This window comes from Roseobacter sp. HKCCD6576-2, from assembly GCF_013179285.1.
Classification (GTDB): domain Bacteria; phylum Pseudomonadota; class Alphaproteobacteria; order Rhodobacterales; family Rhodobacteraceae; genus Rhodophyticola; species Rhodophyticola oceani.
This window is the reverse complement of the sequence record NZ_WVNW01000001.1, coordinates 148426-165844: the sequence shown is the minus strand read 5'-3', so window position 1 is coordinate 165844 and position 17419 is coordinate 148426. Positions and strand designations below refer to the sequence as shown.

Genomic DNA, 17419 nt, shown 5'->3' with positions numbered 1-17419 from the left:
GGACGGGGGAAGCTTCGGGCAATTTCAGCCCCGGAGGTTTCCCCCATGCGTTTTTCCGTTTCCGTCTTGGCCCTGCTCGTGGCCAGCGCCGCCCATGCCGACGATATCATCACCCGCGCAGATATCGCCGAAGCGACGGTTTATATGGGCATTGCGGAGGTTAATCGTGTGGCATCTGTGACCGTGCCGGCCGGGACACATCGGTTGATTGTCGCCCTGCCAGACGCCCTCAATGCCGAGGTTCCTCACTTCTCATCCGACGCGGATGTCATTTTCGGGCCGCCAAGCCTGGTGCGGGGCATTCAAATCTCCGAAGGCGCGCTGGATACAGCCGAACAGGCAGCGGCGCGCGCCGCTGTTGAGGCGGCTGAAGACGCGGTTCAAGCGGCACAAGACCGGATCGCCCTGGCCGATGCCACGATCCGCGCGGCAACGCTGCAACTGGCCTATCTGGAAGCCCTCGCGCGGGGGGGTGAAGACGGGGCGGACTTGCCCGATGATTTGAGTGATCTGACGGCGCAAATCGGTGCGATTGGGACCGAAACGGTCCGAGTCGCCGAAGCGCTCCAGGCCGCGCAGATCGCCCGTCGCGAGCTGACCGATGCGCTTGAAGACCATCAGATCGAGCTTAATGCAGCTCAACAAGCGCTATCAGCACTCCGGCCGTTCGGAACCATGGTCAATGGTCTGGCCGTTGAGGTGATCGCGACCGCCGAAACCGAGGTGGATTTTGTCCTGGAGCATCTCATGGGCGACGTCGGGTGGTCGCTTGTCTATGAGATGCATCTGGATAGTGACAGCGGTGCCCTGTCGATCGATCGCTTCATTGCATTTGGTGTCGGAACTGTTGAGCTTTGGCGCGATGTGGCAGTGACCTTCTCTGCCGCCGACCCGTTTCGCGCCCACGAACCAAGCCGCCTTTATCCGCGCCCGGCACGGATTGAAGAGCCGCGTCCGCCCGCGCCCAGCCCGACGCTGCGTAGCGTGACGGAGGAATCCGAAGCGCTTTCGGGCCTCACCCAAACTCTCATGGAACCGGTCATCATTGCGGAGGATACGGTCGACTTCGCAATGCTGGGTCTGAACGTCAGCTACAGCTACAACCGCCCGGTCTCCATCGGCACGTCCGGTGAGACATTGCTGCCGCTCGATGGGTTGGATTTTGACGCGGAGTTGGCAAAGCGGGCGGTGCCGCGCCAAGACGATACCGCGTTTCTGATGGCGGAGATCGAGAACGACAGCGGTGAGCCGATCTTGCCCGGCGAGGTGATATTCTTTCGCGACGGCGGCCCGATTGCGGAGGGGTATGTCGAGATGATCCCCGCTGGCGCAACGGAAGAGTTTGCGTTTGGTCCGGTCGATCATATCCGACTTGAGTGGCAGGACTTGTCTCTGGACGAAGGGGACCGGGGCGTTTTCGTGCAATCCAACACCCAAGACCGCCGCATTCGCTTCTCGGTCGAAAACACCTCGGACCAGGTCGAAGAGGTGCACGTGCTTTATGCCACGCCGTTTGCCGAGCAAGAGGATTTAGACGTCGAGGTCACGCTTAGTTTGGCCCCGACAAAAGAAGACTATGACGACCTGCGCGGCGTCATGGCCTGGGACATCACCCTTCAGCCTGGTGAAACCCAAGAGATCGAGATGGAGGTCAGCCTGGATTGGCCCGACGGCCAAATCCTGACCTGGCGACCGTAAGCTACCCGGCTTCGACCAGGGCTTTCAGATTGGCCAAGCCCTGCTCGTAATCCGCGCCAACCATGCCGTCCATCATCAGACCCATCCAACGGCCCATGGGGTTCATCCCCATATCTGCATTCAACCCCCACGTGACAGAGGTCCCGCCGCCATTGGGGACGAGGTCGAACCAGGCCTCAGCCGTGCCCATATCACCGAAATCAAGCGCGGTGGCGACGCGCGTATCAGCAACGCTTTCAATGATCTCTTGTCGGCCATTGCCAACGCTCGGCTCATCCGAGGCCCACTCCATCGTGGCGCCCACACCTGCGGCGGGGCCGGTATGCGATATTTGGACCTCTGGATCGCGCTCCAACCACGGCGACCACTCCTCCCCCCTCTGCAAAGAGTTGATCAGGGGAAACACCGCACTTGGCGGGGCATCGATGGTGATCTCACGTTCGACAATGACATTGCGCGGCAGCAGATAAGCCCCCGCTGCCAGCAAAAGGACCAACCCGATAAGACCAATGAACAGATTTCGAATAAGGCGCATGATGCTCCCTCCATGCCGCGTTCGGCGTTCAGAATAGCACGACAGGACGGGGTCTAGAAACGCTCGGCGCGCAGGACCTGGCAATCGACCACGCTCACCACCCCGATATGCCGATCCACGACACTAAAGGCGGCGTCGAGGAGGGCGTCCAACGTCTCGGGCCGGATGATGCACACGACACTGACCATTCCGCCGGCGCGGCTGACTTGGCCCTCGCGGCTCCAACGGCCCGACCGGCCTGAGCCGCCCAAAACGGGCAGCACTGTAAACCCCGTGACGCCCGCCTCGATCAGCGCGGCGGATAACCGGCTCTCCATCACAGATTCAATTGTGATTTCAACACGTTTCGCCTGATGAGTTTGCATGGAGCTAGCCTCCGGTGACGGCACGGGCGATCGCGAGATAGATCGGAATGCCAAGCGTCAGGTTAAAGGGAAAGGTAACCCCAAGGGAGAGGGTCAGATAGACCGACGGGTTCGCTTCCGGCAGCGCCACACGCATCGCCGCGGGGACAGCGATGTAAGAAGCGGATGCCGAAAGCGTCATGAAGAGCGCAACCCCGCCGGTCGAGAGGCCAAGCAGCATGCCCGCGGCCAAACCAAACAGGCTGCCAACAAGTGGCATGATCACGCCGAACAGGAACAATGGCGGGCGAAGAACGCCGCGCGCCTGACGAAGGCCTCGGCCCGCGACCAGCCCCATATCGAGCAGAAACAGGCAGAGCACGCCTTGGAACGGCGCAACGATGAAGCTTGAGATCATGTCGAGCCCCTCTTGGCCGGTGATCCAACCGATGAGGAACGAGCCAACCAAGAGAACAATTGACCCGTTGAGCAAGATTTCCCGGATCAACCCCGGCTCCATCCCACCTTGCCCGGCTGATCCGAACCGCGCGATTAACCAAAGGGCCGAGAGGATCGCGGGCGCCTCCATCATCGCGGCAACAGCCACCATATAGCCTTCGCTTACGATGCCCGCGCTGGTGATGACCGAGGTTGCCGCGACAAAGGTCACAATCGAGATCGACCCGTAATGGCCCGCAACGGCCGCTGCATCGACAACACTCAGACCCGTCATCGCCCGCAAGAGCGCGAAGGCGACAAAGGGGATGATGAAGGACAGAACCCCGCCCGCAACAAGCGACATGACCAATGTCAGGTCCAGCCCGTGGGCGGCCACACTCGCGCCGCCTTTGAAGCCGATCGCAAAGAGCAGATAGAGCGACATCCCCTTGGCCACCGCTTCGGGGACCGACAGATCAGACCGGGCAAAGGCCGCCGCAAGACCCAGTGCGAAGAAGAGGATGATCGGCGAAATCAGATTGTCCGCCGCAAGTGCCAGTATTCCGTCCATAGCCCCGCCTGTGCCAAGGTTTACGCGGGGATAGTCTCTGCCCCGACAGAGGTAAAGGGGCCTAACTCTTTACAAATCGGCGTACAGATCCGTCAAACATCTCTAGATCGCCTTCGGCCAGTTCTGCCCAGACGCCATGAAGGGTCAGTTCCTCGCGATCGACAGCCTCCATCACAAATGGGTAAGTCATGAGGTTCTCAAGGGAAACTTGAATGCCCTCTTTTTCCAGCGCCGTCTGCCGCATCTCGGGGTTTTCGATGTCGCTCACCCGGTCATACCCGACTTTGAGCACATCGAGCCACCGGCCGATGAAGCTTTCCTGCGCCTCCAACTCGGGCGCGGCGCCCGAGCACATATCAATGCAGCCCCGCACACCACCGCAATTGGAATGACCCAGCACCAGAATATGCGCAACTTTCAGCACCTTAACGGCATATTCAATGGCTGCGGCGGTGCCATGATGCTCCCCATCGGGCGTGTAGGGCGGCACCAAATTGGCGATGTTGCGATGAACGAATATCTCGCCAATCTCTTGCCCAAAGACCGACGTGACCGCCACGCGGCTGTCACAGCAGGCAATGGCCATGGCCCGAGGACGCTGCCCCTCCACCGCCAAACGCCGAAACCAAGCGCGATTTTCGACAAATGTCGTCGCTTTCCAGCCTTTGTAGCGGCTCATCAGATAGGAGGGCAAAGCCTTGACACGATGCATTGCGGACCTTTCCAGCGTGGGCTTAACGGAGTAGCGCGGATTCGGTGTAATTTCGAGATGTTTTTCAACTGCACCGAAGGCGTTTCTTTGGCAGAATGGATGCGGGTGCCCTACGCCGTTGGGGAAGAAGTGGAGTGAGAAATGAAGCCACCCGTGGCCATTTTGCGGTTGGATGAACCTGCGCGGTTCAATCCGGACCAGCTTGAGAAGCTATGCACCGAGTTGGGCGAAGTACGCGCTGAGTCAGAGGTCGCCGACGCGCTTGGCGTTATCGGCAAGCTTCTTCAGGACGTCGAAAACCTTGACCAAGGCCAGCATCCGCACGGGTTAGGCCAGCCGGTTCGTCACCTGATTGCGGCATCCGACAGAATTGGGATGGCGACCCTCGCGCGGGCTGCACGCAATGTGGAAATGGCCCAGGCAAGCGGCGATGCGGTCGCGCTCTCGGCAACCTTGGCGCGGCTGCAACGGGTGGGCGAGCGCTCGATTCTGGCGATTTGGGACCTGGAAGACCTCTCAGGCTGAAGGGGGCTTGCGGCAGGGATCGGGCACGCTAGGGTGGCGACATCTTAGGAAAGCGCCCAATGCCAGCCCGATTTAGCGAAGCCAAAACCGATACCATTCCGATCCGATTGATCGCCCCTGCCGACGTGCCGGATGCCTTCGCCGATCTGACCGAAGCGCAGAGATCTTGGGTTGATCATATGGGATTTGCCGCCAAAGCCGGCCAAGTCTTGAGTTTGGCGGATGCATCGGGTCGACCGGCACTGGCCCTAATTGGCCTCGGCAAACCCGAAGCGCGGAAACGCACACGGTTTGCTGTCGGTGCCACCATCGCCCAACTGCCGACTGGCATCTATCGCATCGACGCGTTGCCAGAGGATGTGTCAGGCGACGAGGTCGGGTTAGGCTATCTCCTGTCGTGCTATCGCTTCGACCGATACCGGAACCAACCGCAAGTGAAAGCCGGTTTGGTTGCCCCGCCCCAGACCAATGCCGCGAGGCTAGAGCAAATCGCCGAGGCCGAAGCTCTGACCCGCGATCTAATCAACACACCGGCCGAAGACATGGGGCCAGATGCCCTTGAAGCCGCGATGCGCGATCTGGCGGGCCGGTTTGGCGCGGACGTAACGGCGACAGAGGGAGAGGCGTTGATTGGTGCCAATCTGCCTTTGATCCACACCGTGGGCCGCGCCGCGACGCGCGCGCCCCGCCTGTTGGATATGACCTGGGGGAACAGCGGGCCAACGCTGACCCTCGTGGGCAAAGGCGTCTGTTTCGACACCGGCGGATTGAACCTGAAACCCGGCGCCTCCATGGGCCTGATGAAGAAGGATATGGGCGGCGCGGCCACGGTTCTCGGCCTCGCCCAGATGATCATGAGCGCCGCTCTACCGCTTCGGCTTCGCGTCTTGATCCCCGCCGTGGAGAACAATGTTGCGGGCAACGCGTTCCGGCCCGGCGATATTCTCACGGCCCGGAATGGGCTGACCGTGGAGATCAATAACACCGACGCCGAAGGCCGCTTGGTCTTGGCCGATGCATTGGCGCTGGCAAGCGAGACGCCATCAGATTTGCTGATCTCAATGGCCACCCTGACCGGCGCTGCGCGTGTGGCGGTTGGGCCAGATCTTGCGCCGTTTTACACCGATGACGATCCACTCGCCGCCGCCTTTGCGATGGCCGCGAGTAACGTCGCCGACCCGGTTTGGCGCATGCCCTTCCACACGCCTTATGAGAGCATGATCGAACCCGGAATCGCTGATCTCGACAATGCACCGAAGGGCGGATTTGCGGGCTCGATCACCGCCGCGCTGTTCCTGCGCCGCTTTGTGAAAGACACGCCGCGTTATGCGCATTTCGACATCTATGGCTGGCAACCAAATGCGGCACCCGGGCGCCCCAAGGGTGGTGTCGGTCAGGGCGCGCGCAGCGTGTTTGAAGCCCTACCAGAGGTCTTGAACCTATGACGGATTCCCGGACAACCCCAAGCAACGGGCGCGTGGCCCATGTATCGCTGCAGGGCAAGATTGAAGCGGAGCGGTTTGTTCAGGGTCGCTGGACCATGGTGCAGCAGCCGATGGCCAACATCACGGACAAGCCGCAAGGCGGCCGGGTCAGCCAGTTGGTGTTTGGCGAACGGTTTCTGGTGCTCGAAGCCAAAGACGGCAACGTTTTCGGCCAGGCCGAGCGCGACGGCTATGTCGGCTATATGGCAGCCGGCGCATTGACCGAACCGGAGGAGCCGACACATTGGGTGGTGGCCCCTGCAACGCATCTGTATCCGAAGGCGAATTTCAAATCGCCGCCGGATGTCTCGGTGTTCTTCGGCTCCCGAGTGCGGGTTCGGGCGGAGCGAGAGGATTTTCTGCGCATTCATACCGGCCATTTCATCCCACGCTCGCATCTTCAGCCAATCAAGGCGCGGTTTGGCGACCCGGTTGGCGTCGCCGATCTGTTCTTGGGCACGCCTTATCTCTGGGGTGGAACCAGCCGATGGGGCATCGACTGTTCCGGCTTAACGCAAGTGGCGCTTTTGGCCTGTGGGGTCGATTGTCCGCGTGACAGTGATCAGCAGCAGGCCGCTCTTGGGCGGGAGCTGCAGCGTGGCGAGCCGTTACAACGCGGTGATCTGGTGTTCTGGGAGGGCCATGTGGGGATCATGGCGAATGAGCGGATGTTGCTGCATGCCAACGCCCACCACATGGCGGTGGCTTATGAGCCGCTGAAAGACGCCGCCGCCCGGATCGAAACCGCAGGAGACGGGCCGATCACCGGTCGGCGACGGTTGAACATCACCTGAGTGTTAGTCGACCGCGCGGATCAGTTTCCGCTCCAAGACCCGCAGAACGGTTTTCAGATCATGGCCGCGTTTCAGGATGCGGCCATCCATTCCGATCACAGCGTATTGCCCTTGCCGCTGCGCCAATTTCGGGCGTTTCTCGACACGATAAATGGGATGCTCCGCGCTGCGCCGGAAGATCGAGAAAATCGCCACGTCGGAGAGCAACGAAATTCCATAGTCGCGCCATTCCCCGGCGGCGACCATCCGGCCATAAATCGTCAAGATCACCGCAAGCTCCTTGCGGTCGAAAGCGACCTTTTCGGGAATACGCACGGGGCCTCTGGGCTGGATCTGCACGACCATGTTTCAAACTTGGCCTGGGTTCGACGACAAATCAAGATTCACGAAGTACCTGGCCTGGCTCACTTAGCTAAATCGGTTGCTACCTACTCTTCGTCACTCATCTGTCTATGGTTGATTCTGCTAGCAAGTATTCTTGCTGCGAATGGGCCACCCACAGATACGATAGCTATGACCGCCGCCGTAAATGATCCCGACCAACTTTCATTAAAAACTGATACGAGACCGGCGATAACGAGGCCGGCAATGGCCACAATAGGTCCAAACATGGAACTACGAGAACGCAGTAGTCTTGCTTCTTCAAAAGCTTCACGCTCTAACTGCCTGCGATGGGTCGTCTCGCTTTCAGACCACTCAACGAGTTTCTTGTCCAAGTTCGGGATAACATTCCCATAACGCTGGAGAACTTCTGGTGGCAGTAGCGGACTCTGAAACCCCTCGAGGCGGACTGAGAACTGATCTTTTTCCTCCGAGGTTAGCTTGTCCCAGTCTTCTCGGGAGATAACCTCAGGTTCTGGCCGATTGTCCGGCGTATCACTCATCTTTCATTACAATCCGACGAGCTGCGTTATTGCTCATGGCACGGTTGGTATCTTCTGATATCCGGACAAAATCATCCCAAAGAGCCGCAGCCCCCCGCCTTCTCGAAGATGAAAAGCAAGCTGGGTTTGCATCGAGAGACGCACCATATGCATCAAGAAACAAGTCAAGACGCTCCTGCTGCAGAGGTCGATCACCGAGCAATCTCAGGTTATAAAGAGTCTTGGCCATACGCCTTTCATATAGGCGAATCCAGAAACCCCACAAGCTGGTGAAGCCAGACTCATGATGCATGTCGTGTTATCTCTCTATATATAGTATCTGCGTTCTGCTTTTGGTCAACATGATGAATCAGCTGAAACTTAGCGTCAAGAGTCAGATACCAGACTATTCGCTATGTCACTCCCGAACCTTAACCTCATAGCCCTCTGCAATATCTCGGGCCAGCGCGCCAACTTCGAAGTTATAGTCGCCGATCTGCCCCACCGGCGTCACCTCGGCGGCGGTGCCGGTCAGCCAGCATTGCTCGAAGCTTTCCAACTCTTCGGGCATGATATGGCGTTCATGCACTTTGATCTGACGCTCTTTCAACATCCCGATCACGGTCTGCCGGGTGATGCCGTTTAGGAAGCAATCCGGGTCGGGCGTGTGCACCTCACCGTCTTTGACAAAGAAGATATTCGCCCCCGTCGCCTCGGCCACATAGCCGCGATAGTCGAACATCATCGCATCCGAGCAACCTTTGGCCTCCGCCGCGTGTTTCGACATGGTGCAAATCATATAGAGACCGGCGGCCTTGGCGTGAGACGGGATCGTCTCCGGCGACGGGCGTTTCCATTTCGAGATGTCGAGCTTGGCGCCTTTCATCTTGGCATCGCCGTAATAGGCACCCCATTCCCAGGCCGCGACGGCCAGGCGCACCGGGTTTTTCTGCGACGCGACGCCCATATCTTCGCCCGAGGCCCGCCAGGCAACCGCGCGGACATAGGCATCGGTCAGCCCATTGGCTTTCATCACCTCGTATTTCGCGGCTTCGATCTCATCGACGGTCCACGGGATCTCAACATCGATCATCCGGCCCGAAGCCAGAAGCCGTTCGGAGTGACGGCGGCTTTCGAAGATTTTGCCGTTATAGGCCCGCTCGCCCTCAAACACGCTTGAGGCGTAATGCATCGCATGGGTCAGAATATGCACATTGGCATCGCGCCACGGCACCAGTTTGCCGTCCATCCAGATTGCGCCATCGCGGTTGTCATAGCTGCCGCTCATCTTTCCCATCCTTCATCAATTCGCGGCTGGCAAGCCGCTATCTTTCTGTTTGTTGCGCCCAATATGGCCGGATCGGACATAATATTGCGCAAAACCGTGCAATCGCTATCAATTGATTCTTGGAAAGTCAACAAGGCTGACATAAACTGTCTCAAAGCCCGAACGGGCGTGACGGAAGGGACGTGACGATGGCAGATCGTGGAACAGCCAATGCGCTGGTCGGCGGCGAAAGCCTGCTGTTTTTGACCGATGAGCAGCTGCGGCGCGGAATCGAGGCGATGTTTTTCGCCTATCGCGGGTTCACGGCCGACCCCGACCGAATTTTGCAGAACTACGCTTATGGCCGCGCGCATCACCGGGCGATCCATTTCATCAACCGGACGCCGGGCACAACGGTGAACAATCTGCTCGATATTCTGGGCGTCACCAAACAATCGCTGAACCGAGTGTTGCGCGCCCTGGTCGAGGATGGGTTGGTTGAAAGCCGCGTCGGCACGCGCGACAAACGCGAGCGGCATTTGTTCCTGACCGAGGCGGGCACGGCCCTGGAGCGCGAACTGTCAGATGCGCAGCGCAATCGGATGCGCGCCGCCTATCGCGCCGCCGGGCCGGAGGCCGTCGCCGGATTTCGCACTGTGTTGGAGCAGATGATGGACCCCGAGCTGCGTCGACACTATCAAATCAAGATGGAGCATCATCATGAATGAAGCCGCCGCCCATCTGCTGATTGTCGATGACGACGAGCGCATTCGCGGCTTGTTGCAGAAATTCCTGATCCGGCATGGTTTTATGACCAGTGTCGCGCGCGATGCCGCCCATGCTCGGCGCCTGCTCTCGGGGTTGGAGTTCGATCTGATCGTGATGGATGTGATGATGCCGGGCGAGGATGGTCTGAGCCTGACAAAGGCGATCCGGGAAACGCTGACGACACCGATTTTGCTGCTGACCGCCAAGGGCGAGGCCAGCGATCGGATCACGGGCCTTGAAGCAGGGGCGGACGACTATCTGCCGAAACCGTTTGAGCCGAAGGAGTTGTTGCTCCGCATCAACGCAATCTTGCGCCGGGTGCCCACGATGACGGAGCCGCAAGATGCGCCAAAGGTCCTGAATCTCGGCAGCATTCGCTACGATCTGGAACGCGGTGAGATGTGGCAAGGCCAAGATAGCGTCCGTCTGACCGCGACCGAAGCTGCCTTGATGCGCATCTTCTCGGCTTGTCCGCATGAACCCGTGAGCCGCGCGCAACTGGTCGAAGACCTTGGCCGGGACAAAGGCGACAGCGCTGGCCAAGCGCAAGAACGCGCCGTCGATGTGCAAATCACCCGGTTGAGACGCAAGATCGAGACCGATCCGAAACAACCCCGCTATCTGCAGACCGTTCGCGGCGCGGGTTATATGTTGGTACCTGATTGATATGACCACACTTCTTGTCGAAAACCGCGCCGGGTTGGCTCATGAAATGCCACCCGGTCACCCGGAGCAGATTGCGCGGCTTGAATATGTTTTTGAAGCACTCGCGGCCCCAGAATTTGACGCGCTGACCCGCGCCGAGGCGCCATTGGCCGACGAGGCCGACCTGCGCCTCTGCCATCCCGAGAGCCACGTCATGGCAGTCCGCAATGCCATCCCGGATGCCGGTCTCGTGCCGCTTGATGCGGACACGACCGTCTCGCCCGGCTCATGGGAGGCCGCGCTCAAAGGGGTCGGCGGTTGCCTGTTCGCGGTTGATCAAGTGTTGGCTGGCGCGGCGCAAAACGCTTTTGTCGCCACACGCCCGCCGGGCCATCATGCCGAGGGCACGCGCCCGATGGGGTTCTGTCTCTTCGGCAATATCGCCATCGCCGCGAAACATGCGTTGGAACGGCATGGCCTCGCCCGTGTGGCAATCGTCGATTTCGACGTCCATCACGGCAATGGCACGCAAGATTTGCTCTGGGACGAGCCGCGCGCTTTGTTCATCTCCTCCCATCAGATGCCGCTTTATCCCGGCACCGGTGCACCAAGCGAACGGGGCACCGCCAACAACATCCTGAACCTGCCGCTCGGCCCCGGGAGCGGCAGCGCCGAGATGCGGCAGATCGTGGAAAACCGCATGCTGCCGCGTCTCGAGGCATTTGAGCCTGAGCTTCTGTTGATCTCCGCCGGGTTTGACGCCCATCGTGCCGACCCGCTGGCCAATTTGAACTGGGACACCGAGGATTTTGCCTGGATCACCCAGCAGCTTTGCGCCTTCGCCAAGACCCATTGCGACGGTCGCGTGGTCTCGACTTTGGAAGGCGGCTATGATCTGGATGCGCTCGCGGCTTCGGTCGCGGCGCATGTGACGGTGCTGATGGAGCAAGGCGAATGAGTGACCCAAAACCGATCGAAGAAATGAGCTTTGAAGAGGCCATTCGCGAGCTGGAAACGGTCGTGAATGCGCTGGATCGGGGCGATGTGCCGTTGGAAGACTCCATCACGCTTTACGAACGCGGCGCCGCTTTGAAAGCCCGCTGCGAGGCCAAGCTGAAAGAGGCCGAGGAGAAGGTCGCCCAGATCACGCTTGATGCGGATGGTCAGGCGACGGGAACCACGCCTGCCGAAGGACTGTAAGTGTTTCACACGGCGCTTGGCGATGCCCGAAGCGATATCGGGCACTTCCTGACAGATCAGATGAGCGAGTTCGGCACGGACCCGGTGGCCGAGGCAATGCGCTATGCGACCCGGGGCGGCAAACGTCTTCGTGGGTTTCTGACGTTGGAGGCAGCGGCGCTTTTCGATGTACCTCGAGGTCAAGCGCTTTACGCCGCAGGAGCGGTTGAATGCCTACATGCTTACAGCCTGGTTCATGACGATCTGCCCTGCATGGATGACGATGACCTGCGCCGGGGTCAGCCGACCGTGCACATCAAATGGGATGAAGCCATTGCGGTTCTGGTGGGCGATGCGCTGCAAAGCTTCGCCTTTGAACTGCTGGCCGATCCCAATGCCGGAGCGCCGGATCAACGGATCGAGCTTGTGGCCACGCTGGCCAAGGCGTCCGGCGCGCAAGGTATGGTGCTGGGCCAAGCGCAGGACATCGCCGCCGAGACCGCCGATCAGCCGCTCTCCCTCAACGCAATAACCGAGTTGCAGGGCAATAAGACCGGGGCGTTGATCACCTGGCCCGCCGAGGCTGGCGCCATTCTCGGGCGGGCCGACCCGGCCCCCCTGCGGCGTTACGCGCAGGCCATCGGCCTTGCCTTCCAGATCGCAGACGACATTTTGGATGTAGAAGGCGATGCCACGAAAGCGGGCAAACGGCTGCAAAAGGACGCCCAGGCCGGGAAAGCAACCTTTGTCTCGCTCCTCGGCGTTGATGGTGCCAAATCGCGTGCAAGTGATCTGATTGCCGATGCGGAATCCGCGCTCGACCCGTATGGAGAGAGAGCAGAGACCTTGAAGGCGCTGGCGCGGTACATTATCGCCCGCGACATGTAACCCGGACCGGGAGGCCAGCAGAGTGACCAGCCAACCCCATACCCCGCTTTTGGACCGGGTGAAGACGCCTGCCGATCTGACTCCGTTGTCCGACTCGGAACTGCGCCAAGTAGCCGATGAGTTGCGCCAAGAAACCATCTTTTCGGTAAGCAAAACGGGCGGGCATTTGGGCGCGGGCCTGGGCGTTGTAGAACTGACCGTCGCGCTTCACGCGGTGTTCGACACGCCGCGCGACCGGCTGATCTGGGATGTGAGCCATCAATGCTACCCTCATAAGATTCTGACGGGGCGGCGGGATCTCATGCTGTCGATCCGCCAAAAAGACGGGCTCAGCGGATTCACAAAACGCTCCGAAAGCCCCTATGACCCGTTTGGCGCGGCGCATTCCTCGACCTCGATCTCGGCGGCGCTTGGCTTCGCAGTGGCGCGCGATTTGGGTGGCGCGCCAGAGCATGGGTTGGGCGATGCAATTGCCGTGATCGGCGATGGCGCCCTATCGGCGGGCATGGCCTATGAAGCGATGAATAACGCCGGTCATATGGGCAAACGCCTTATTGTGATCTTGAACGACAATGAAATGAGCATCGCGCCGCCAACCGGCGCAATGTCCTCTTACCTTTCGCGTCTCTACGCAGGCGCGCCCTTCCAAGAGCTGAAAGCCGCCGCGAAAGGCGCGGTGTCGCTGCTGCCAGAACCGTTCCAAGAGGGCGCCCGCCGCGCGAAGGAGTTGCTGAAAGCCGCCACAATTGGCGGGACCTTGTTCGAAGAGTTGGGCTTTTCCTATGTCGGGCCGATTGATGGCCACGATATGGAACAGCTTCTTGCGGTTCTGCGCACCGTCAAAGCGCGGGCCGATGGCCCGATCCTGATCCATGCGATCACGACCAAGGGCAAGGGCTATGTCCATGCCGAAAGCAAACCCGATGGTGGCCATGCCACCGCGAAATTCGATGTGGTGACCGGGGAACAAAAGAAGGCTCCATCAAATGCGCCGTCTTACACCAAGGTCTTTGCGCAATCCCTGATCCGCGAGGCCGAAGACGACCCGACGGTCACGGCCGTCACCGCGGCAATGCCGGATGGCACAGGCTTGAACCTCTTCGCCGAACGTTTCCCAACCCGGTGTTTCGACGTGGGTATCGCTGAGCAACACGCGGTGACCTTCTCTGCGGGGATGGCGGCGGGCGGTTTGAAACCGTTCTGCGCACTCTACTCTACCTTCCTGCAGCGCGGCTATGACCAGGTCGTCCATGACGTGGCCATCCAACGTTTGCCGGTGCGCTTTGCAATCGACCGTGCCGGTCTCGTTGGGGCGGACGGTGCGACTCATGCGGGCAGTTTTGACATCGCCTATCTGGCGAATTTGCCCGGGTTTGTCGTCATGGCCGCCGCCGATGAGGCGGAACTGGTCCATATGGTCGCCACCGCGACCGCGATTGACGACACGCCATCCGCCTTCCGGTTTCCACGCGGTGAAGGCGTGGGCGTTGAGATGCCCGAGCGCGGCACGGTTTTGGAGATCGGCAAAGGCCGGATGATCGCCGAGGGCAACCGCGTTGCGATCCTGTCGTTCGGGACGCGATTGAAAGAGGTGCAAGACGCTGCCGAAGCGCTGACCGCCAAGGGCATCACGCCCACGATCGCCGATGCGCGATTTGCCAAGCCGCTCGACGAAGAGCTGATCCTGCAACTCGCCCGCCATCATGAGGCGCTGATCACCATCGAAGAGGGCGCAATCGGCGGGTTCGGATCGCATGTGGCGCAGCTTCTGGCCGAAAACGGAGTCTTCGACACCGGGCTCAAATACCGCTCCATGGTGTTGCCGGATATCTTCATCGACCAAGCCAGCCCGCACGACATGTATGCGGTCGCGGCAATGAATGCTGAGGATATCGAGGCGAAAGTGCTGACGACACTCGGTGTCGAGGTGATCGGCAAACGCGCCTAAGACGGCAGGTCCGCAGGTGGATTTGGCTGCGGTCTCATATGCGGGCTGATCTCCATCGGCAGGCGCCGCCCGCGCCCCGGTTGCCCGAGCAGTTTACCGTGATCGACGACAACCTCACCGCGCGACAAAACCGTCTCTGGCCAACCGGTGACGCTCCGCCCGGCATAAGGATTGTAGCCCGTATTATCGTGCAGATCGTCGACGCCAAAGGTGACGGTCTTATCCGGGTCCCAGAGCACGATATCCGCATCCGCACCGGGCGCGATCCGACCTTTGCCGGGCAGGCCGTAAATCTCTGCGGGGTTAGTTGAGGTGAGTTCGACAAAACGTTCCGGCCCAATCCGCCCTTGGCTCACCATGGCATCAAACATAAGCGGCAGACGGGTTTCTAGGCCGGGCATCCCATTGGCGATCTTCGGGAAGGGCGCATCCACGCCATGGGCGAATTTACCGGTTTCATCCAAGCGATACGGCGCGTGGTCGGATGAGACGACTTGCAAATCACCTTGTTCCAACGCTTGCCAAAGCGCGTCTTGATCCGGCATCGCGCGCTGCGGCGGGCTGCACATCAGACCGGCGGCGTCATTGCCGGGCAAGTTCAGCTGATCGGCCGTCATGAAGAGGTAATGCGGGCAGGTTTCCGCCAAGATCGGCGCACCCCGCGCGCGGGCCGCACGGACAATCTCCGCCCCTTCGGCACAGGAGATGTGGAACAGCATCACCGGCTGCCCGGTAAACTCGGCAAAGATGCACATCCGGTTGAGCGCTTCGATCTCTGCGGCACGCGGATGGGAAACCGGGTGGAACCGTGAGCCGGTCTGACCCGCCTCAACCAAGCGCCGCACCATCCACCGGATCAAACCGTCATTTTCCGAATGGATGTTGACCAAGCCGCCATGCGCCCGCGCACACCAAAGCACATCAAGGATGTCCTCATCACCCATCCGCACCTTGTCATAGACCGTGAACAGCTTGATCGAGCGATGGCCTTGCGACAGCAGCGCTGGCAAATCCTCGGTGAGGTTGCCGCCAGACAGGTCGGACACGATGATATGAAACGCATGATCGCCAATCGCGCCTTTGGCAGCGAGCGCTTGATAATCGGCCACGACCTTCGACAGCTTCTGCCCCGGATGTTGCGCCGCGAAAGAGATCGTCGTCGTCGTCCCGCCCATCAACGCGGATCGCGTCGCTGTCTCGAACGTGTCGGCATTCATCAATCCGGCGCCGGAGAGTTGCTCGATATGGCAATGACTGTCGACACCGCCCGGCATCACCAGCCGCCCGGAAGCATCGATCTCGGTCACAGCCGATCCAAGCCCTTCTCCGACAGCGACAATCTTCCCATCCTGGATCGCAACATCGGTCCGTTCCGACCCTTCGGCCGTGACCACTGTTCCGCCACGAATAATCATGTCATGAGATTGCATTGCCATATCTGTGACCTGCTGAGAGTTGCCCCGTTCGGTACACTTACGGTATACACAGAGACAGGATTGAGGCAAGTTACGACGGCAGTAGACCGTTGGCCTATCGGTTGGGGAGGTGAGAGGGTTATGACGATTGTCCAGGCGCAAACCCTCAGCGCATCAGTTCATGATCGGCTGAAGGGCATGATCCTAAGCGGCGAATTGCCCGCCGGAACGCGGCTGCAGGAAAAGGCCTTTGCCGAGCGTTTGGGCGTGTCGCGCACCCCTGTGCGCGAGGCGATTGCGCGGCTGGTCAGCGAGGGGTTGGTCAGCCGGGTGAATGGCGGCGCGCCCACGGTCAGCAAAATTTCGATCACCGATATTATGGAATTGCTCCATGTGCGGCGCTTGCTCGAATGCGAAGCCGCGCGGCAAGCCGCCAGTGTCACCGGCCCGGCGGAGCCTTTCGTGACCCTTAGAAAACGGGTCTCTGACTTCCTCGGCCCCAATCGGCCAACGCCTGCGGAACATGCCGCACTTGATGATGAATTGCATGGCCTCATCGCAAAACGTGCGGGCTCTGCGCTGCTCAATGAGCTGATTGTTGGGCTGAAACTCAAGACCCGGATGTTCGACAATGGTTCGATCCCCGAACGCTTCGAGCCCGGCTGTCTTGAGCATATCGAGATCATCGACGCGATTCTGGCGCAGGACCCGGACCGGGCCGATACGGCCATGCGCCTCCATCTGGAAAATGTCCGGACGGCGATTCTAGCGCATGTAAACCGTCTGTTCTGACGGCACTCCTGCCTCTTTCCTAAGCAAATCACCCTGAGTTCCGGGCCTGAGCTTCGTCTCCGTTGACACGATATACTTTTGGTATACCGTCGGTATGGAATCAGCCTTGGGAGCGGCCTGACGTGAGCAATCCAAACACCGAGACAGACAAGATCGCCCGCCCCGAGGGCGAGACCGAACTGGCGATCACCTTCCTCTATTACCGCGACCTGCCCCAAGCGATGGCGTTTTATGAGGAGGTTTTGGGCTTGGATCTGGCCATCGATCAGGGCTGGTCGAAAATCTACCGCATCACAGGTCAGGCCCATGTTGGCTTGGTTGATGAAACCCGCGGGATGCAGCGCGCCTCGGAACAAAAACCGGTGCAGGTCTGCCTGCGCGCCGCGGATGTCGATGCTTGGTACGCCTGGATCAAGGCCAATGGCGTGGCCGGGCTGACCAAGATGTTCGAAAGCGCCGAGTTGGGCATCCGCGCCTTCGCCTTCAACGACCCCGAGGGATACCAGATCGAGATTCAATCGGTGCTGGGCTGAGCCCTGCGCACCGCAATCAC

General features: G+C 60.1%; 21 protein-coding genes. 12 read left to right on the top strand and 9 right to left on the bottom strand.

All coding sequences use genetic code 11. The features are described 5' to 3' along the window. Window positions 1-45: 45 nt before the first annotated feature. Window positions 46-1698 (top strand): mucoidy inhibitor MuiA family protein, encoded by a 1653-nt coding sequence (locus GTF44_RS00815; protein WP_171559208.1) that lies wholly within the window; start codon window positions 46-48, stop codon window positions 1696-1698. 1 nt (window position 1699) lies between these two features. Here the strand turns inward: GTF44_RS00815 and GTF44_RS00810 are convergent, their stop codons facing one another. The 4 genes from GTF44_RS00810 to GTF44_RS00795 form a co-directional block, all read right to left on the bottom strand. Beyond that, window positions 1700-2233: an SRPBCC family protein gene (locus GTF44_RS00810; protein WP_171559205.1), complete on the bottom strand. Its 534-nt coding sequence runs from the start codon at window positions 2231-2233 to the stop codon at window positions 1700-1702. 53 nt (window positions 2234-2286) lie between these two features. Beyond that, window positions 2287-2598, bottom strand: a complete 312-nt coding sequence (locus GTF44_RS00805) for a transcriptional regulator (protein ID WP_171559202.1) — start codon at window positions 2596-2598, stop codon at window positions 2287-2289. Between the two features lie 4 nt (window positions 2599-2602). Beyond that, window positions 2603-3586, bottom strand: coding sequence for a sodium-dependent bicarbonate transport family permease (locus GTF44_RS00800; RefSeq protein WP_171559200.1), 984 nt, complete (start codon window positions 3584-3586; stop codon window positions 2603-2605). 61 nt (window positions 3587-3647) lie between these two features. After that, the gene (locus GTF44_RS00795) at window positions 3648-4298 is read right to left on the bottom strand and encodes a carbonic anhydrase (protein ID WP_145213417.1); all 651 of its coding nucleotides are present in this window, start codon (window positions 4296-4298) and stop codon (window positions 3648-3650) included. Window positions 4299-4439: 141 nt separating this feature from the next. Here GTF44_RS00795 and GTF44_RS00790 point away from each other — a divergent pair, with 141 nt between their 5' ends. Genes GTF44_RS00790 through GTF44_RS00780 form a run of 3 tightly spaced genes read left to right on the top strand, consistent with a single transcriptional unit; the run spans window position 4440 to window position 7101 of the window. Beyond that, window positions 4440-4823 (top strand): hypothetical protein, encoded by a 384-nt coding sequence (locus tag GTF44_RS00790; protein ID WP_171559197.1) that lies wholly within the window; start codon window positions 4440-4442, stop codon window positions 4821-4823. A 59-nt stretch (window positions 4824-4882) separates the two neighbouring features. Continuing rightward, window positions 4883-6268 carry a M17 family metallopeptidase gene (locus GTF44_RS00785; RefSeq protein WP_171559195.1) on the top strand — a complete coding sequence of 462 codons (1386 nt, stop codon included), beginning with the start codon at window positions 4883-4885 and terminating at the stop codon, window positions 6266-6268. Beyond that, entirely contained in the window at window positions 6265-7101 is an 837-nt protein-coding gene (locus tag GTF44_RS00780; RefSeq protein ID WP_171559192.1) for a C40 family peptidase, read from the top strand. Before GTF44_RS00785 ends, GTF44_RS00780 begins: the two co-directional genes overlap by 4 nt. 3 nt (window positions 7102-7104) lie before the next feature. Here the strand turns inward: GTF44_RS00780 and GTF44_RS00775 are convergent, their stop codons facing one another. The 4 genes from GTF44_RS00775 to GTF44_RS00760 form a co-directional block, all read right to left on the bottom strand. Beyond that, window positions 7105-7446, bottom strand: a complete 342-nt coding sequence (locus tag GTF44_RS00775; protein WP_171559189.1) for a DUF2794 domain-containing protein — start codon at window positions 7444-7446, stop codon at window positions 7105-7107. Between the two features lie 83 nt (window positions 7447-7529). Next, a complete protein-coding gene (locus GTF44_RS00770; RefSeq protein WP_171559186.1) occupies window positions 7530-7985 on the bottom strand; it encodes a DUF2335 domain-containing protein in 456 nt (151 codons plus the stop codon). Further along, the gene (locus GTF44_RS00765) at window positions 7978-8214 is read right to left on the bottom strand and encodes a hypothetical protein (RefSeq protein ID WP_171559183.1); all 237 of its coding nucleotides are present in this window, start codon (window positions 8212-8214) and stop codon (window positions 7978-7980) included. The genes GTF44_RS00770 and GTF44_RS00765 overlap by 8 nt, the downstream gene beginning before the upstream one ends. Window positions 8215-8382: 168 nt before the next feature. Continuing rightward, window positions 8383-9252, bottom strand: coding sequence for a branched-chain amino acid aminotransferase (locus GTF44_RS00760; RefSeq protein WP_145213432.1), 870 nt, complete (start codon window positions 9250-9252; stop codon window positions 8383-8385). 188 nt (window positions 9253-9440) lie between these two features. Between GTF44_RS00760 and GTF44_RS00755 the strand changes: the two genes are divergently transcribed. Genes GTF44_RS00755 through dxs form a run of 6 tightly spaced genes read left to right on the top strand, consistent with a single transcriptional unit; the run spans window position 9441 to window position 14659 of the window. Beyond that, a complete protein-coding gene (locus GTF44_RS00755; protein ID WP_145213435.1) occupies window positions 9441-9959 on the top strand; it encodes a MarR family winged helix-turn-helix transcriptional regulator in 519 nt (172 codons plus the stop codon). Then, the gene (locus GTF44_RS00750; protein WP_171559180.1) at window positions 9952-10665 is read left to right on the top strand and encodes a response regulator; all 714 of its coding nucleotides are present in this window, start codon (window positions 9952-9954) and stop codon (window positions 10663-10665) included. Before GTF44_RS00755 ends, GTF44_RS00750 begins: the two co-directional genes overlap by 8 nt. 1 nt (window position 10666) lies before the next feature. After that, window positions 10667-11602, top strand: a complete 936-nt coding sequence (locus tag GTF44_RS00745; protein WP_171559178.1) for a histone deacetylase family protein — start codon at window positions 10667-10669, stop codon at window positions 11600-11602. Next, complete coding sequence (locus GTF44_RS00740) at window positions 11599-11844, top strand: exodeoxyribonuclease VII small subunit (RefSeq protein ID WP_145213442.1); 246 nt, start codon at window positions 11599-11601, stop codon at window positions 11842-11844. Before GTF44_RS00745 ends, GTF44_RS00740 begins: the two co-directional genes overlap by 4 nt. A gap of 60 nt (window positions 11845-11904) precedes the next feature. Beyond that, window positions 11905-12711 (top strand): polyprenyl synthetase family protein, encoded by an 807-nt coding sequence (locus GTF44_RS00735; protein WP_171559615.1) that lies wholly within the window; start codon window positions 11905-11907, stop codon window positions 12709-12711. A gap of 22 nt (window positions 12712-12733) precedes the next feature. Further along, window positions 12734-14659, top strand: coding sequence for a 1-deoxy-D-xylulose-5-phosphate synthase (dxs, locus tag GTF44_RS00730; RefSeq protein WP_171559175.1), 1926 nt, complete (start codon window positions 12734-12736; stop codon window positions 14657-14659). Here dxs and hydA read toward each other — a convergent pair. Beyond that, entirely contained in the window at window positions 14656-16095 is a 1440-nt protein-coding gene (hydA, locus tag GTF44_RS00725) for a dihydropyrimidinase (protein ID WP_171559172.1), read from the bottom strand. The two genes, dxs and hydA, sit on opposite strands and share 4 nt — an antisense overlap. Before the next feature lie 120 nt (window positions 16096-16215). Between hydA and GTF44_RS00720 the strand changes: the two genes are divergently transcribed. Both GTF44_RS00720 and GTF44_RS00715 read left to right on the top strand, forming a co-directional pair. Beyond that, window positions 16216-16866, top strand: coding sequence for a GntR family transcriptional regulator (locus GTF44_RS00720; protein WP_171559170.1), 651 nt, complete (start codon window positions 16216-16218; stop codon window positions 16864-16866). Window positions 16867-16988: 122 nt separating this feature from the next. After that, window positions 16989-17399 (top strand): VOC family protein, encoded by a 411-nt coding sequence (locus GTF44_RS00715; protein ID WP_367383347.1) that lies wholly within the window; start codon window positions 16989-16991, stop codon window positions 17397-17399. Window positions 17400-17419 lie beyond the last annotated feature (20 nt).

Bases quoted from the DNA above. Each gene is read 5' to 3' on its own strand.
- GTF44_RS00750 (WP_171559180.1), top strand. From the start codon at position 9,952: ATGAATGAAGCCGCCGCCCATCTGCTGATTGTCGATGACGACGAGCGC.
- hydA (WP_171559172.1), bottom strand. From the start codon at position 16,095: ATGGCAATGCAATCTCATGACATGATTATTCGTGGCGGAACAGTGGTC.
- GTF44_RS00790 (WP_171559197.1), top strand. From the start codon at position 4,440: ATGAAGCCACCCGTGGCCATTTTGCGGTTGGATGAACCTGCGCGGTTC.
- GTF44_RS00770 (WP_171559186.1), bottom strand. From the start codon at position 7,985: ATGAGTGATACGCCGGACAATCGGCCAGAACCTGAGGTTATCTCCCGA.
- GTF44_RS00810 (WP_171559205.1), bottom strand. From the start codon at position 2,233: ATGCGCCTTATTCGAAATCTGTTCATTGGTCTTATCGGGTTGGTCCTT.
- GTF44_RS00795 (WP_145213417.1), bottom strand. From the start codon at position 4,298: ATGCATCGTGTCAAGGCTTTGCCCTCCTATCTGATGAGCCGCTACAAA.
- GTF44_RS00800 (WP_171559200.1), bottom strand. From the start codon at position 3,586: ATGGACGGAATACTGGCACTTGCGGCGGACAATCTGATTTCGCCGATC.
- GTF44_RS00805 (WP_171559202.1), bottom strand. From the start codon at position 2,598: ATGCAAACTCATCAGGCGAAACGTGTTGAAATCACAATTGAATCTGTG.
- GTF44_RS00755 (WP_145213435.1), top strand. From the start codon at position 9,441: ATGGCAGATCGTGGAACAGCCAATGCGCTGGTCGGCGGCGAAAGCCTG.
- GTF44_RS00740 (WP_145213442.1), top strand. From the start codon at position 11,599: ATGAGTGACCCAAAACCGATCGAAGAAATGAGCTTTGAAGAGGCCATT.
- GTF44_RS00780 (WP_171559192.1), top strand. From the start codon at position 6,265: ATGACGGATTCCCGGACAACCCCAAGCAACGGGCGCGTGGCCCATGTA.
- GTF44_RS00775 (WP_171559189.1), bottom strand. From the start codon at position 7,446: ATGGTCGTGCAGATCCAGCCCAGAGGCCCCGTGCGTATTCCCGAAAAG.
- GTF44_RS00785 (WP_171559195.1), top strand. From the start codon at position 4,883: ATGCCAGCCCGATTTAGCGAAGCCAAAACCGATACCATTCCGATCCGA.
- GTF44_RS00815 (WP_171559208.1), top strand. From the start codon at position 46: ATGCGTTTTTCCGTTTCCGTCTTGGCCCTGCTCGTGGCCAGCGCCGCC.
- GTF44_RS00735 (WP_171559615.1), top strand. From the start codon at position 11,905: ATGAGCGAGTTCGGCACGGACCCGGTGGCCGAGGCAATGCGCTATGCG.
- GTF44_RS00760 (WP_145213432.1), bottom strand. From the start codon at position 9,252: ATGAGCGGCAGCTATGACAACCGCGATGGCGCAATCTGGATGGACGGC.
- GTF44_RS00745 (WP_171559178.1), top strand. From the start codon at position 10,667: ATGACCACACTTCTTGTCGAAAACCGCGCCGGGTTGGCTCATGAAATG.
- GTF44_RS00765 (WP_171559183.1), bottom strand. From the start codon at position 8,214: ATGGCCAAGACTCTTTATAACCTGAGATTGCTCGGTGATCGACCTCTG.
- GTF44_RS00720 (WP_171559170.1), top strand. From the start codon at position 16,216: ATGACGATTGTCCAGGCGCAAACCCTCAGCGCATCAGTTCATGATCGG.